This window comes from Streptomyces cahuitamycinicus (assembly GCF_002891435.1).
Classification (GTDB): Bacteria; Actinomycetota; Actinomycetes; order Streptomycetales; family Streptomycetaceae; genus Streptomyces; species Streptomyces cahuitamycinicus.
This window is the reverse complement of record NZ_POUC01000056.1, coordinates 15,039-29,279: the sequence shown is the minus strand read 5'-3', so window position 1 is coordinate 29,279 and position 14,241 is coordinate 15,039. Positions and strand designations below refer to the sequence as shown.

Here is a 14,241-nt window from a genome sequence, read left to right as displayed (position 1 = left end):
CCCCTGCGGCCCGCCCCGAGTGACGGGCGTCAGCGGCTCAGGGCGCTGGGCTCCAGTACGTCGTCGTCGGCCGGCTCGTCCTGGGCGAGCCAGCCGGCCACCCACAAGGGCATCTCCCAGTGGACGACGAGGACGGCGATGAGCAGGGGTGCCGCATAGGCCTTCGGGGCGTCTCCGGCGGCCCCGCCGGTGATCAGCAGGGAGACGGCCGTTGCCGCGAGGAGCAGCGTCGTCACACGGTGGGCCCGGGCCAGGACGCGGCTGCGATCTGCCGACTGGCGCTCGTCCAGCGCGCGTTCGCGCAGTTCCAGCAGGCCGCGGGTGGCGCCGTTGATCACGCCGGTCGCGACCATCCAGGGCAACAGCAGCACCGCCATCACGGCCACCGTCCACAGCGGCTCGCCCTCGGCGAGGAACATGTGGGTCATCAGACCGCCGATGGCCAGGGTGAGGGTGACATGGGCGGCGACGGCCAGGCGGCGGCGTGCTGCCGTGGCGTACCAGGCCGCTGCGCGGCGGTCGTTCATCAGCCGCAGCATGCTCCGGTCGTAACGGGTCAGGCGGGTCGTCGTCATGGCTGTTTCCTCCCGTAGAGCTCGTCCGTGAGCGGCCGGAACGGTTCGAGGGAGAACAGGGCCTCGACCGGCAGACCGAAGAACTTCGCGATCTTCAGCGCCAGGTCGAGGCTCGGGTTGTACTGCCCCCGCTCGATGTAGCCGATGGTCTGGTAGTGGGCTCCCACTGCCTCGGCCAGGCTCTGGCGCGACACCTTGTGTTCGGCGCGCACCACGGCCAGCCTGTTGTGCACCTGCTCGCTCATGTATAAGAAGTACTACATTCGAAGGCATGTTTACAACCACAAGTCTGATTGTCGCCGCTGTGGGCGAGGCCGGGTCCGTGGTGGTGACCCTGCCGGCCGAGGCTCTCCACAGGGTCGCGCCGGGGGCGGGTCCACTGCGCTACGGGGCGGCTGGTCGGGTCCGCCGACCTCGGCGGTGCCGTCGGGCACCATCGGGAGCCGGCGGCGGGCCGCGGTCAGGGCGTCGCCCTCGCGGGTCTGGGCCTTCTCTCGGACCAGCGGCTCGTCGCGGGCGGCCCGCCGGGTGGCCAGGTCCACCACGGGCGGGCGGCCGGGCAGCGCGATGGTGGGTCGTCCGGGGTGGTCGTGAGGGTGTCCTCCGTGAGTCCTCCGTGAGTCCCCCGTGAGTCCCGTGCCGGGCGGCGTCCCGCGACGCCGTCGCGGCGGCCAAAGGGAGGTGAGTTGGCCCCGGCCGGACCCCCTCGCCGCGAAGAGGGTGCCCGCGAGGGGGTTCGCGAAGTCCCGTCCGCTCCGCGCTGTCACATGCCCATGTTCCCGGCGATCACCTCGGCCGCCGCCCGGCCGCAGACGCGGGCCGCGCCGTGGGTGGCGATGTGCAGGGCGCCGCGCGGTGCGGCCTGCGGGACGCCCATCTCGACGACGACGGTGTCGGGCCGGGCGGCCAGCAGGACGTCGAGGGCGGAGGCCATCCAGGGGCGGCGGTGTTCGTCGCGGACGACGGCCACGATGCGGCGCGGTCCGGCGGCCTGGAGGGCCGCCCGGGCGGCGCTTTCCCCGGCCTCGTTCTCCGGGCCGTCTCCGGCGGAGAAGCTGCCGGTCACGGTGCCGGGCAGGAGGTGGATGAGCTCGGCGGCGACGCCCCACGGGGTCTCGTCGCCGACCGCGATGTTGGCGACGGGGGTGAGGGCGGCGACGTAGGGCGGTTCGGTGAGGGGCTTGAAGGCCGTGGGGTCGCCGAGGCCGGGCGCGGCAGTCACGGTGAGGGCGCGGCGGGCGGCGTGCAGGCCGATCCCGGTGCCGTGGGTGTCCTCGGCCGGGTGGCCCGCCGTGTTCGCCCAGCGGGCCAGTGCCCGTACGCGGGCGGCGGCGTCGGAGAGGCGTTCCTCCGGGAGTTCGCCCGCGCGTACGGCCGAGACCAGGGCGTCCCGCAGGCGTAGTACGGTCGCGTCGTCGGCGAGGCCACCGCCCACGCAGATGGCGTCGGCGCCGGCGGCGATGGCGAGGACGCTGCCGCGTTCGATGCCGTAGGTGCCGGCGATGGCGCGCATCTCCATGCCGTCGGTGACGATGAGGCCGTCGTAGCCGAGTTCCTCGCGGAGCAGGCCGGTGAGGATGCGGCGGGAGAGGGTGGCCGGGCGCTCGGAGTCGAGGGCCGGGACCAGGATGTGGGCGCTCATGACGGCCCGGGTGCCGGCGGCGATGGCGGCGCGGAATGGGGCCAGTTCGCGCTCGCCCAGCAGCTCGGCGGAGACGTCGATGCGGGGCAGGGCGTGGTGGGAGTCGACGGCCGTGTCGCCGTGGCCCGGGAAGTGTTTGGTGCAGGCGGCGACCCCGGCGGACTGCAGGCCCGTCACATAGGCGGCGGTGTGCCGGGCGGCCAGGCCGGTGTCGGCGCCGAAGGAGCGGACGCCGATGACCGGGTTGCGCGGGTCGGAGTTGACGTCGGCGGACGGGGCCCAGTTGAGGTTGACGCCGCAGGCGGCGAGGCGGCGGCCCAGTTCGTGGGCGACCTGCTGGGTCAGCTCCACGTCGTCGACCGCGCCGAGGGCGTGGTTGCCCGGGAAGGAGGAGCCGTTGCGCACCTCCAGGCGGGTCACGTCGCCGCCCTCCTCGTCGATGGCGACGAGGACGTCGTCGCGCTCGGCCCGCAGCTGGGCGGTCAGGGCGGCCAGTTGGCCGGGGGAGGCGATGTTGCGGCCGAACAGTCCGACGGAGGCGAGGCCCTCACCGAGGCGGCGCAGCAGCCAGTCGGGGGCGGTGGTGCCGGTGAAGCCGGGCTGGAGAACGGTCAGGGCGTCCCGGGTGAGTGTGTCGGTGCCGCTGGCGAGTGTCGTCATCGGGTGAGGTCATCCCTTCACGGCGCCCGCGGTCAGGCCCGCGGCCATCTTGCGCTGGACGAGGAGGAAGAGGGCGACGATCGGCACGGCCATCATCGTGGCTCCGGCCATCATCGGGGCGTATTCGGTGCCGTGCTTGGTGGTGAAGTTGCCGAGCCAGACGGTCGCGGTCTGGTTCTTCTGACTGAGGAGCATCAGGGCGTAGAGGTACTCGTTCCAGGCCTGGATGAAACCGTAGACCGAGGTGGCGACCATGCCGGGGGCCAGGAGGGGGAAGACGACCCGGAGGAAGGCGCCGGTGCGGGAGCAGCCGTCGACCATGGCCGCCTCCTCCAGTTCCTTCGGGATGTTGACGATGAAGCCCCGCAGCGTCCAGACCGTGAACGGCAGGATGAAGGTCAGGTACGTGATGATGAGGCCGGTGAGGCGGTCGTACTGGCCCAGGTCGTTGAGCAGCAGGAACACCGGGATGATCATGGCGACCAGCGGGACCATCTGGACCGCGAGGATGCCCACGATCACGATCTTGCGGCCTCGGAAGGCGAACCGGGAGATGGCGAGCGCTGCCAGCAGTCCGACCACCATGCCGATGACGACCACCGCCAGCGACACCACCATGCTGCGTCCGACCGGACCCCAGAAGTCGGAGATGTCCAGTGCCCGGCCGAAGTTGTCGAGGGTGATGCCGGTCGGCAGCAGGCTGGGGTCCGCGTCGATGGCGTCTTTGGCGGGCTTGAACGCGGTGTTGAGCATCCAGTAGAGCGGGAAGCCGGCGGTGACGAAGACCAGGAGGCCGAGGAGGTTCCAGCCGAGCCGCGACTTCCGGCGCCCGACTGACTTCTGACGGGCGGCGGCTCCGGCGAGCGTACTCATTCGACCTCTCCGATCTTCAGCATCTGCCGCATGTAGACGGCGACCACGCCGAGCAGCAGCAGGACGGTGATCAGCGCGATGGCCGAGCCCTGGGCGTAGTCGTTGACGACGAAGGCCCGGTCGTAGGAGTAGGTGTTGAGGACCTGGAACTCCGGCTCGGGGTGGCCGCCCCGCATGACGAACACCTGGGGGAAGACGCCCATGTCCCAGATGACCGACAGGGTCGTGAGCATCACGATGATCGGCTTGAGGACGGGCAGGGTGACATAGCGGAAGACGCCCCAGGAGCCGGCGCCGTCCAGGCGGGCGGCCTCCTCCAGCTCTCTCGGGACCTGGGTGAGGCCGGCGCTGAGCGTGATGACCACGAAGGGCACGGCTCCCCAGACCACCAGCAGCATGATCACGGCGAGGCCCTGGGGCCCGCTGGCGAACCAGTTGTGGCCGACCATGTCGACGCCGGGCAGCTTGCTCAGCAGCGCGTTGAAGACGCCGTAGTCCGAGTCGAAGAGCCACTTGAAGACGGTGGTCGCGACGATCACCGGCATGCCCCAGCCGGCCACCAGCACGATGTTGATGAGCACCTTCAGCCAGCCCGAGACCCGTTGGAGCAGCAGGGCCAGCGCCATGCCGATCACCATCGTGAGGACGACGGCGCCGCCCGCGAAGACGATGGTCCGCAGGACGACGGCCCAGAACTCGCCGTCGCCGAGCACCTTGGCGAAGTTGTCGAAGCCGACCGACTCGGCCGGCTGGAAGCCCCACAGCTGGGACTGCCCGAACTTCTGAAAGGACAGGGTGACCAGGCGGGCCAGCGGATAGCCCATGACCAGGGCGAGGATCAGCAGGCAGGGCGCGAGCAGCAGCCAGGGGACCGCGGCCCCGCCCGACGTGCGCGGCCCGCGGGGCCGCCGGCTGTCGGGGGGTGGCGGGGGTGCCTGCCGCGGTGGCGGCACTTTGGCAGGGATGTGGGTGTCTGCGGCACTCATGGCGCGCTCCTCGGCGGTCCCTCAGGTCTTGACGACGGCTGGGCCCCACCGGGTGGGGCCCAGCCCGAAGGTCACTTGGTGTTGATGACCTTGTCGATCGCGGCATCCGCCTCCTCGGCGGCGGCCTCGACGGACTTCTTGCCGGTGCCGATGCTCTGCAGCATGGTCTGCAGGATCTGCGCCTTCTCGACCTGGCCCCAGCCGGGGGCCATCGGGACGAACCAGTTGGACTCGGCCGCGGTGGCGGGAACGGCCGTCTTCGGGTCGTTCTTGAGGGTGGCGAGGTCCGTCTTGTTGTTGGGCAGGTTGCCCTTGGCCATCAGGCCCTTCTGCCCGGAGGAGCCGGTGAAGGCGTTGATCCACTCGGCGGCCAGCGCCTGGGCGTCGGACTTCACGGGCACGGCGAGGTCGGAGCCGCCCAGGAAGACGGGCATTTTCTTGCCGGACGGGCCGGGCATCACGAAGTTCTCGAGGTTGCCCTTGAGCTTGCCGGTCTTGTCGTTCTTCGGGTCCTCGGCGGTCGCGCCCTCCCAGGCCGCGGCGAAGATCATGGAGGACTTGCCCTGCCCGTAGACGATGTAGCGGTCGGATTCGTCCTTGGTCTTGTCGCCGTGCATGTACGTGTCGACGACGTTCTTGAACTCCTTCAGGCCCTTGAGGGACTCGGGCGAGGAGAGGGAGGCCTTCCACCGGCCACCCGACTCGGTGGCGATGGCGCCGCCGGCGTCGTAGACGAAGGACATGGCCGCGTACCAGTCGCGGGTGGGCTGGTACCAGGCGTTGTACTTGTCGCCCTGCTTCTTCTGGATCTTGTCCAGGGCGTCGGTCAGTTCCTGGTACGTCTTCGGCGTGGACTTCACCCCGACCGACGCCGCCACGTCCTTGCGCCAGTTGGCGACGCGGCCACCGGCGTAGTACGGCACGCCATAGGTCTTGCCCTCGTAGGTGACCGAGGCCTTGAGCCCGTCCAGCCAGGCGTCTGAGTTGTCGAATGCCGCCTGGTCGAGGGGGGCGAAGGCGCCCTTGACCATGTAGCCGAGCATCTCGGTGTTGCCCATCTCGACCACGTCGGGGGCCTTGTCCGTGGCGAGGACGGCGTCGAGCTTGGCGTTCTTGTCGGGCCAGCCGTAGTACTCGTGTTCGACCTTGAGGCCGGGGTGCTTCTTCTTCACCGCGGCGTCGGCGGCCTTCACCAGCTCAGGCCAGTTGTTCTGGGCGTCGACGGTGAGCCAGACGGTCAGCTCCTTGGCGTCCGCGCCCTTGCCGGAACCCCCGTCGCCGTCGCCCCCGCACGCCGCGATGGAGACCACCATGCCCGCGATACCGATCGCGGATATCAGCTTGCGCTTCACGCCACCCTCCTCAGGGATCCCACAACCCCCCTGGCTCCCCGCAGTGAACGTGGGGCCGGGCCTGGACCAATGGTGTAGACCAATACGGGGAGCTTGGACCAGACCACGAAGCCTGTCAAGGCTCCCGATACGGCCCTGACCAGCCGTTATGCGACCTACATATGCAGGAACCTTTAAGTAAGAACCCAGCGAAAACCCCGGTGGACACGGCATACTGCGGGTAGACCACAGGGATTGGTGGACTAGACCAAAAGAGGCGCCGACGGTATACAAGTGGGATCGTGTCGGCAGACCGAGCCGGGAAGGCGGAGCATGAGCACCGACGTCAGCAGTGCGGAGAACGAGAACGGGGTGCCCGTCCGTACCGCACGCGTGCCCAAGTACTACCGCCTGAAGAAGCACCTGCTCGACATGACGGAGACGCAGGCGCCGGGCACGCCGGTCCCGCCCGAGCGCACCCTGGCGGCCGAGTTCGACACCTCGCGCACGACCGTGCGCCAGGCTCTGCAGGAACTGGTCGTCGAGGGCCGGCTGGAACGCATCCAGGGCAAGGGCACCTTCGTCGCCAAGCCGAAGGTCGCGCAGGCGCTGCAACTGACCTCGTACACCGAGGACATGCGCGCCCAGGGCCTCGAACCCACCTCGCAGCTCCTGGACATCGGCTACATCACGGCGGACGACCGCCTGGCCGGGCTGCTCGACATCACGCCCGGCGGGCGTGTACTGCGCATCGAGCGGCTGCGCATGGCCAACGGCGAGCCGATGGCCATCGAGACCACCCACCTGAGCGCGAAGCGCTTCCCGGCGCTGCGCCGCTCGCTGGTGAAGTACACGTCCCTCTACACGGCGCTGGCCGAGGTCTACGACGTCCACCTCGCGGAGGCCGAGGAGACCATCGAGACGTCCCTGGCCACCCCGCGAGAGGCCGGCCTGCTCGGCACGGACGTCGGCCTGCCGATGCTGATGCTCTCCCGCCACTCCCTGGACCGGGACGGCCGGCCGGTGGAGTGGGTGCGGTCGGTCTACCGGGGGGACCGCTACAAGTTCGTGGCCCGCCTGAAGCGCCCTGTCGACTAGCGGCACCGGCAGGGACTTCGTCGCTGCTGGAGCCTGGTTTCGGTTGGGTACCGCATTGCGGACGAGGGGTTCCGCTGTCGCCGCACCCTGACCTAGATTGCCTGCGCACTACAGGTGATCACCAAGGGGACGGAGCCGCCTGATGTCGCAAGCGCCGGAAGTCAGCAGAGGGCCGGTGGTGACGCCCATGCGCGTCGTCATCGCCGTCTGCCTCATAGCGCCGTTCGTGGCCATGCTGTGGGTCGGCTCGTACGCCAAGACCGACCCGGTCTTCATCGGGATCCCGTTCTTCTACTGGTACCAGATGGCGTGGGTGCCCATCTCCACCGTCCTGACGGTGATCGCCTACAAGCTCTGGCAGCGTGACCAGCGCGCCCGCTCGGCCGCGAAGGGCGGTGCCTCGCAGTGAACGACGGTGTGAACGGCGTCGCGCTCGGCGTCTTCATCTTCTTCTTCCTGGCCGTGACGGTCATGGGCTTCCTGGCCGCGCGCTGGCGCAAGGCCGAGAACGAGCACAGCCTGGACGAATGGGGCCTGGGCGGCCGCTCGTTCGGCACCTGGGTCACCTGGTTCCTGCTCGGCGGCGACCTGTACACGGCGTACACCTTCGTCGCCGTGCCGGCGGCGATCTACGCGGCGGGCGCGGCCGGCTTCTTCGCGGTGCCGTACACGATCCTGGTGTACCCGCTGATCTTCACCTTCCTCCCCCGCCTGTGGTCGGTGTCCCACAAGCACGGCTACGTCACGACCTCCGACTTCGTGCGCGGCCGCTTCGGCTCGAAGGGCCTGTCGCTGGCGGTGGCGCTCACCGGCATCCTGGCGACGATGCCCTACATCGCGCTCCAACTGGTCGGCATCCAGGCCGTGCTGGACGTGATGGGCGTCGGCGGCGGCGAGAACACCAACTGGTTCATCAAGGACCTGCCGCTGCTGATCGCGTTCGGCGTGCTGGCGGCGTACACGTACTCGTCGGGTCTGCGGGCCCCCGCGCTGATCGCGTTCGTGAAGGACACGCTGATCTACATCGTCATCGCGGTGGCGATCATCTACATCCCGATCAAGCTGGGCGGCTTCGACGACATCTTCGCCAAGGCGAGCGAGGCGTACAGCCAGACCAACCCGGCGACGGGCGCCCCGCGCGGCTCGCTGGTGCCGGCCGAGGCGGGTCAGTGGACGTACGCCACGCTGGCGTTGGGCTCCGCCCTGGCGCTCTTCATGTACCCGCACTCGATCACGGCGACGCTGTCCTCGAAGAGCCGTGAGGTGATCCGGCGCAACACCACGATCCTGCCGCTGTACTCGCTGATGCTGGGTCTGCTGGCCCTGCTCGGTTTCATGGCGATCGCGGCCGGGATCAAGGTGCAGAACGGGCAGCTGGCGATTCCGCAGCTGTTCGAGACGATGTTCCCGGACTGGTTCGCGGGCGTGGCGTTCGCGGCGATCGGCATCGGTGCGCTGGTGCCCGCCGCCATCATGTCCATCGCGGCCGCGAACCTCTTCACCCGCAACATCTACAAGGACTTCATCAAGCCGGACGCGACTCCCGCGCAGGAGACCAAGGTCTCCAAGCTGGTGTCGCTGCTGGTGAAGGTCGGCGCCCTGGCCTTCGTCCTCACCATGGACAAGACGGTCGCCATCAACTTCCAGCTGCTGGGCGGCATCTGGATCCTGCAGACCTTCCCGGCCCTGGTCGGCGGCCTGTTCACCCGCTGGTTCCACCGCTGGGCCCTGCTCGCCGGCTGGGCGGTCGGCATGGTCTACGGCACGGTCGCCGCGTACGGCGTGGCATCCCCGACCCAGAAGCACTTCGGCGGCTCCGCGAAGGAGATCCCGGGCATCGGGGAGATCGGCTACATCGGCCTCACGGCGTTCGTCCTGAACGTGGTGGTGACGGTGGTCCTGACCTTCGTCCTGAAGGCCCTGAAGGCCCCCGACGGCATCGACGAGACCAAGCCGGAGGACTACACGGCCGACGCGGGCGACCCGGGGGTCAAGGTCGAACTCCCGCCTGCCACCGCCGGTAGCGCCCACTAGGGGCACGGGAAGCCGCGGAACAACCCGACACAGCCCGCAGCGGGCCGCCGTGAGAAGGATTCACGGCGGCCCGCTGCGGTGTGAAGTTGACGCCCTGAAACCACCGCGACACAACATCTGGGGGTGTCACCGGAACCCAACACAAGATGTATGCTCATGCTCGCTGCCGCCGCAGGGGAATCCGGTGCGAATCCGGAACTGTCCCGCAACGGTGTACCCATGCCCGTATATGCGCATGGGTGTCAGTCCGAGGACCTGCCGACAGCGCACCCGGCCACCGGCCGGTGTGCCCCGACGTCCGGGCCTCGTGGAATGGGCCGGTGGACGCGACGCCGTGTGCGCTCGCGTGCTGCCCCCTGCCCTCGACGAGGCCCCCGTGCCGAGCGAGGGAGAGCCCCACGTGACCATCGCGCCAGCCGAACCGGTCTCAGCCACCGTAGAAGAGCACGACGCCCCCGGTGCCGCGCTGCTGCGGACCCTGACCGAGCTGACCGCCGACCTCCCCGACGCCGAGCCCGGCCGGGTCGCCGCCGCCGCGCTGCGCGGCCGGTCCGCGCAGGCGGACGAGAGCGAGTTGCGGGAGCTGGCGACGGAGGCCGCGGCCGGTCTGATCTCCGAGGACCCCGCCTACTCCCGGCTGGCCGCCCGGCTGCTGACCATCGGCATCCGCGAAGAGGCCGCCTCGCAGGGCGTCACGTCGTTCACCGAGTCCGTCCGGACCGGCCACCGCGAGGGCCTCATCGCCGACCGCACCGCCGAGTTCGTCCGGCTGCACGCGGCGCGGCTCGACGCGCTCGTCGACACCGGCGCCGACGACCGCTTCGGCTACTTCGGCCTGCGCACGCTGCACAGCCGCTATCTGCTCCGGCACCCCATCACCCGCAAGGTCGTCGAGACGCCCCAGCACTTCATGCTGCGCGTCGCCGCCGGTCTCGCCGAGGACGACACCCGCCGCTCCGTCGACGAAGTCGCCGCCCTCTACGGGCTCATGAGCCGCCTCGACTACCTCCCCTCCTCCCCCACCCTCTTCAACTCCGGCACGCGGCACCCGCAGATGTCGTCCTGCTACCTCCTCGACTCCCCCAAGGACGAGCTGGACTCCATCTACGACCGGTACCACCAGGTGGCCCGGCTGTCGAAGCACGCCGGCGGCATCGGACTCGCGTACTCCCGCATCCGCGCCCGCGGTTCCCTGATCCGCGGCACCAACGGCCACTCGAACGGCATCGTCCCGTTCCTGAAGACCCTCGACGCCTCGGTCGCCGCCGTGAACCAGGGCGGCCGTCGCAAGGGCGCCGCCGCGGTCTACCTGGAGACCTGGCACTCCGACATCGAGGAGTTCCTGGAACTGCGCGACAACACCGGCGAGGACGCCCGCCGTACGCACAACCTGAACCTCGCGCACTGGGTGCCGGACGAGTTCATGCGCCGCGTGAACGCCGACGCGCACTGGTCGCTGTTCTCCCCTTCGGACGTGCCCGAGCTGGTCGATTTGTGGGGCGAGGAGTTCGACACCGCGTACCGGGCGGCCGAGGCGAAGAGCCTGGCGAGGAAGACGCTTCCCGCCCGTGAGCTGTACGGCCGCATGATGCGCACCCTCGCACAGACCGGCAACGGCTGGATGACCTTCAAGGACGCCGCGAACCGCACCGCCAACCAGACGGCCGAGCCGGGTCACGTCGTCCACTCCTCCAACCTCTGCACGGAGATCCTGGAGGTCACCAGCGACGGGGAGACGGCGGTCTGCAACCTGGGCTCCGTCAACCTGGGTTCCTTTGTCGACACATCGACCGGCGATCTCGACTGGGAGCGGCTGGACGAGACCGTCCGCACGGCCGTGACGTTCCTCGACCGGGTCGTGGACATCAACTTCTACCCGACCGAGCAGGCGGGCCGCTCCAACGCCCGCTGGCGCCCGGTCGGCCTCGGCGCGATGGGTCTGCAGGACGTCTTCTTCAAGCTGCGCCTGCCCTTCGACTCGCCGGAGGCCAAGGCCCTGTCCACCCGTATCGCCGAGCGCGTCATGCTCGCCGCGTACGAGGCCTCGGCCGATCTCGCCGAGCGCAGTGGTCCGCTGCCCGCCTGGGAGAAGACCCGTACGGCCCGGGGCGTCCTGCACCCCGACCACTACGACGTGGAGCTCACCTGGCCGGAGCGCTGGGCGGCTCTGCGGGAGCGCGTCGCCACGACCGGCATGCGCAACTCGCTGCTCCTGGCCATCGCCCCCACGGCGACGATCGCCTCCATCGCGGGCGTGTACGAGTGCATCGAGCCGCAGGTGTCCAACCTGTTCAAGCGCGAGACACTGTCGGGCGAGTTCCTCCAGGTCAACTCCTACCTGGTGGACGAGCTGAAGCGGCTCGGCGTGTGGGACGCCCGCAGCCGGGAGGCCCTGCGCGAGGCCAACGGCTCGGTGCAGGGCTTCGCCTGGATCCCCGAGGACGTGCGCGCCCTGTACCGCACGGCGTGGGAGATCCCGCAGCGCGGCCTGATCGACATGGCGGCGGCCAGGACTCCGTTCCTTGACCAGTCCCAGTCCCTGAATCTGTTCCTGGAGACGCCGACCATCGGCAAGCTCTCCTCGATGTACGCCTACGCCTGGAAGTCCGGGCTGAAGACGACGTACTACCTGCGCTCGCGCCCGGCGACCCGCATCGCCCGCGCCGCCCAGGCCACCGTCCCGGTGCAGGCCACCCCGGATCCCGAAGCGGTCGCCTGCTCCCTGGAAAACCCCGAGTCCTGCGAGGCCTGCCAGTAATTCCCAGCCGCCACCCGACCGCCACCCCTGGAGGACGGCGCTTCGCGCCGACTGCTATGACTCAGAACCTTCTCGACCCCGGCTTCGAGCTCACCCTGCGCCCCATGCGCTACCCGGACTTCTACGAGCGCTACCGGGACGCCATCAAGAACACCTGGACCGTGGAGGAGGTCGACCTCCACTCGGACGTCACCGACCTCGCCAAGCTGTCACCGGCGGAGCAGCACCTGATCGGCCGGCTGGTCGCGTTCTTCGCGACGGGCGACTCGATCGTCGCGAACAACCTCGTGCTGACGCTGTACAAGCACATCAACTCCCCGGAGGCGCGCCTGTACCTGTCGCGCCAGCTGTTCGAGGAGGCCGTGCACGTCCAGTTCTATCTGACGCTGCTCGACACCTATCTGCCCGACCACGAGGACCGCACCGCGGCTTTCGCGGCCGTGGAGAACATCCCGTCCATCCGCGAGAAGGCCTCGTTCTGCTTCAAGTGGATGGACTCGGTGGAGAAGATGGACCGGCTGGAGACCCGGTCCGACCGTCGCCGGTTCCTGCTCAACCTGATCTGCTTCGCCGCGTGCATCGAGGGCCTGTTCTTCTACGGCGCCTTCGCGTACGTCTACTGGTTCCGCAGCCGGGGCCTCCTGCACGGCCTGGCCACCGGCACCAACTGGGTGTTCCGTGACGAGACGATGCACATGTCCTTCGCCTTCGACGTGGTCGACACCGTCCGCAAGGAGGAGCCGGAGCTCTTCGACGACCGGCTCCGGCAGGAGGTGACGGACATGCTCCGGGAGGCCGTCGAGGCCGAGCTGCAGTTCGCGCGCGACCTGTGCGGGGACGGCCTCCCGGGCATGAACACCGAGTCGATGCGGCAGTACCTGGAGTGCGTCGCCGACCAGCGGCTCACCCGGCTCGGCTTCGCTCCGGTGTACGGCTCCGAGAACCCCTTCTCCTTCATGGAGCTCCAGGGGGTTCAGGAGCTGACCAACTTCTTCGAGCGGCGGCCCTCCGCGTACCAGGTGGCGGTGGAGGGCACCGTCGACCTGGACGAGGACTTCTGAGCCGGCACGCCTCCCCGGGCCTCCTGAGCCTCCCTGATCTGACGGTCGATGCGCCGCTCGCGCACCAGGCCGATCACGGACGGGAGGATCAGGAGGACCAGGATCCCCAGCGTGGCGGTCAGTCCGATGAGTGCTTCGATCTGGTTCGTGTTCATGGACACCACTGTCGCGCCGATGACTCCTTACCGTCAGTGGCAGTACTGCCGTAGACCCTCGAATTACTGCCAACGGCGAGGCACACTGGAGGCATGCTGCAGAACGTGGCCGTCGTCCTGCTCGACGGCGTGAACCCCTTCGAACTGGGTGTGGTGTGCGAGGTCTTCGGCACCGACCGGAGCGACGAGGGCCTGCCGGTCTACGACTTCGCCGTCGCCTCGGCCGAGGGCCCGGTGCTCCGCATGAACTCGGGCTTCTCGCTCCAGGCCGAGCACGGCCTGGAGCGGCTGGAGACGGCCGACCTGATCGCCGTGCCGGCCGGACGCAGCTACGCCTGCCGGGACTTCCCCCCGGAGCTGCTGGACGCCCTGCGGCGCGGGGTCGACCGCGGTGCCCGAGTGCTGAGCGTCTGCTCCGGGGTCTTCGTGCTGGCCGCGGCCGGGCTGCTGGACGGCCGCCGCTGCGCCACGCACTGGAAGCACGCGAAGGACCTCGCCCGGCAGTACCCGCGCGTGATCGTCGAGCCGGACGTCCTCTACGTCGACGAGGACCCGGTGATCACCTCCGCAGGCACCGCCGCCGGCATCGACGCCTGCCTGCACCTGGTGCGCAAGGAGCAGGGCTCCGAGGTCGCCAACAAGATCGCCCGGCGGATGGTGGTGCCACCGCACCGCGACGGCGGCCAGGCCCAGTACATCGAGCGCCCGCTCCCCCACCCCGAGGGCGACACGATCGTCGACGTGCTGGCGTGGATGGAGCGCCATCTCGACGAGGAGGTCACCGTCGAGCAGCTCGCCGCCCACGCCCACATGTCCCCGCGCACCTTCGCCCGCCGCTTCCAGCAGGAGACCGGGACGACTCCCTACCGCTGGATCCTGCGCCAGCGCGTGCTGCTGGCCCAGCGGCTGCTGGAGGCGACGGACGAGACGATGGACGCGATCGCCGGTCGAGCGGGGTTCGGCAACGCGGCCACGCTGCGCCATCACTTCGTCCGGGCGATCGGAACCACGCCGAACTCCTACCGGCGGACGTTCAGAGGCCCCGAAGCCGCCTGAAACCTCCCCCCC

At 69.6% G+C, this 14,241-nt stretch carries 13 protein-coding genes, 1 pseudogene and 1 riboswitch; of the genes and pseudogenes, 6 read left to right on the top strand and 8 right to left on the bottom strand.

What is annotated here, in order from left to right; translation table 11 throughout:
• Positions 1-29: 29 nt before the first annotated feature.
• The 7 genes and pseudogenes from C1J00_RS10765 to C1J00_RS10735 form a co-directional block, all read right to left on the bottom strand.
• The gene (locus C1J00_RS10765) at positions 30-575 is read right to left on the bottom strand and encodes a hypothetical protein (RefSeq protein WP_102908815.1); all 546 of its coding nucleotides are present in this window, start codon (positions 573-575) and stop codon (positions 30-32) included.
• Positions 572-820 (bottom strand): helix-turn-helix transcriptional regulator, encoded by a 249-nt coding sequence (locus tag C1J00_RS10760; protein WP_102908814.1) that lies wholly within the window; start codon positions 818-820, stop codon positions 572-574. Before C1J00_RS10760 ends, C1J00_RS10765 begins: the two co-directional genes overlap by 4 nt.
• 147 nt (positions 821-967) lie before the next feature.
• Positions 968-1,170: pseudogene (locus tag C1J00_RS10755) on the bottom strand (DUF899 family protein); the annotation flags it as partial.
• 168 nt (positions 1,171-1,338) lie between these two features.
• Positions 1,339-2,877 (bottom strand): glycoside hydrolase family 3 protein, encoded by a 1,539-nt coding sequence (locus tag C1J00_RS10750; RefSeq protein WP_102908813.1) that lies wholly within the window; start codon positions 2,875-2,877, stop codon positions 1,339-1,341.
• Between the two features lie 9 nt (positions 2,878-2,886).
• Positions 2,887-3,750 (bottom strand): carbohydrate ABC transporter permease, encoded by an 864-nt coding sequence (locus C1J00_RS10745; protein WP_102908812.1) that lies wholly within the window; start codon positions 3,748-3,750, stop codon positions 2,887-2,889.
• Complete coding sequence (locus C1J00_RS10740) at positions 3,747-4,736, bottom strand: carbohydrate ABC transporter permease (RefSeq protein WP_102908811.1); 990 nt, start codon at positions 4,734-4,736, stop codon at positions 3,747-3,749. The genes C1J00_RS10745 and C1J00_RS10740 overlap by 4 nt, the downstream gene beginning before the upstream one ends.
• A 71-nt stretch (positions 4,737-4,807) precedes the next feature.
• Positions 4,808-6,088, bottom strand: coding sequence for an extracellular solute-binding protein (locus C1J00_RS10735; RefSeq protein ID WP_102908810.1), 1,281 nt, complete (start codon positions 6,086-6,088; stop codon positions 4,808-4,810).
• Between the two features lie 312 nt (positions 6,089-6,400).
• On the opposite strand from C1J00_RS10735, the gene C1J00_RS10730 reads away from it, so the two are divergent.
• The 5 genes from C1J00_RS10730 (at position 6,401) to C1J00_RS10710 (ending at position 13,018) form a co-directional block, all read left to right on the top strand.
• A complete protein-coding gene (locus C1J00_RS10730; protein WP_102908809.1) occupies positions 6,401-7,165 on the top strand; it encodes a GntR family transcriptional regulator in 765 nt (254 codons plus the stop codon).
• 142 nt (positions 7,166-7,307) lie between these two features.
• Positions 7,308-7,574, top strand: coding sequence for a DUF3311 domain-containing protein (locus C1J00_RS10725; RefSeq protein ID WP_102908808.1), 267 nt, complete (start codon positions 7,308-7,310; stop codon positions 7,572-7,574).
• Entirely contained in the window at positions 7,571-9,199 is a 1,629-nt protein-coding gene (gene mctP / locus C1J00_RS10720; RefSeq protein WP_102908807.1) for a monocarboxylate uptake permease MctP, read from the top strand. Before C1J00_RS10725 ends, mctP begins: the two co-directional genes overlap by 4 nt.
• Before the next feature lie 140 nt (positions 9,200-9,339).
• A riboswitch (cobalamin riboswitch) is annotated at positions 9,340-9,476 on the top strand.
• A gap of 123 nt (positions 9,477-9,599) precedes the next feature.
• Positions 9,600-11,957, top strand: a complete 2,358-nt coding sequence (locus C1J00_RS10715; protein ID WP_102908806.1) for a ribonucleoside-diphosphate reductase subunit alpha — start codon at positions 9,600-9,602, stop codon at positions 11,955-11,957.
• 56 nt (positions 11,958-12,013) lie between these two features.
• The gene (locus C1J00_RS10710) at positions 12,014-13,018 is read left to right on the top strand and encodes a ribonucleotide-diphosphate reductase subunit beta (RefSeq protein ID WP_102908805.1); all 1,005 of its coding nucleotides are present in this window, start codon (positions 12,014-12,016) and stop codon (positions 13,016-13,018) included.
• Here C1J00_RS10710 and C1J00_RS45200 read toward each other — a convergent pair.
• Positions 12,931-13,173, bottom strand: coding sequence for a hypothetical protein (locus tag C1J00_RS45200; protein WP_180989498.1), 243 nt, complete (start codon positions 13,171-13,173; stop codon positions 12,931-12,933). The genes C1J00_RS10710 and C1J00_RS45200 overlap by 88 nt on opposite strands.
• Before the next feature lie 93 nt (positions 13,174-13,266).
• Between C1J00_RS45200 and C1J00_RS10705 the strand changes: the two genes are divergently transcribed.
• A complete protein-coding gene (locus tag C1J00_RS10705) occupies positions 13,267-14,229 on the top strand; it encodes a GlxA family transcriptional regulator (RefSeq protein ID WP_102908804.1) in 963 nt (320 codons plus the stop codon).
• Positions 14,230-14,241 lie beyond the last annotated feature (12 nt).

Excerpts from the sequence above, each read along its gene's own strand:
- C1J00_RS10730 (WP_102908809.1), top strand. The coding sequence starts at position 6,401 with ATGAGCACCGACGTCAGCAGTGCGGAGAACGAGAACGGGGTGCCCGTC.
- C1J00_RS10705 (WP_102908804.1), top strand. The coding sequence starts at position 13,267 with ATGCTGCAGAACGTGGCCGTCGTCCTGCTCGACGGCGTGAACCCCTTC.
- C1J00_RS10765 (WP_102908815.1), bottom strand. The coding sequence starts at position 575 with ATGACGACGACCCGCCTGACCCGTTACGACCGGAGCATGCTGCGGCTG.
- C1J00_RS10745 (WP_102908812.1), bottom strand. The coding sequence starts at position 3,750 with ATGAGTACGCTCGCCGGAGCCGCCGCCCGTCAGAAGTCAGTCGGGCGC.
- C1J00_RS10750 (WP_102908813.1), bottom strand. The coding sequence starts at position 2,877 with ATGACGACACTCGCCAGCGGCACCGACACACTCACCCGGGACGCCCTG.
- C1J00_RS45200 (WP_180989498.1), bottom strand. The coding sequence starts at position 13,173 with ATGAACACGAACCAGATCGAAGCACTCATCGGACTGACCGCCACGCTG.
- C1J00_RS10725 (WP_102908808.1), top strand. The coding sequence starts at position 7,308 with ATGTCGCAAGCGCCGGAAGTCAGCAGAGGGCCGGTGGTGACGCCCATG.
- C1J00_RS10760 (WP_102908814.1), bottom strand. The coding sequence starts at position 820 with ATGAGCGAGCAGGTGCACAACAGGCTGGCCGTGGTGCGCGCCGAACAC.
- C1J00_RS10710 (WP_102908805.1), top strand. The coding sequence starts at position 12,014 with ATGACTCAGAACCTTCTCGACCCCGGCTTCGAGCTCACCCTGCGCCCC.
- C1J00_RS10740 (WP_102908811.1), bottom strand. The coding sequence starts at position 4,736 with ATGAGTGCCGCAGACACCCACATCCCTGCCAAAGTGCCGCCACCGCGG.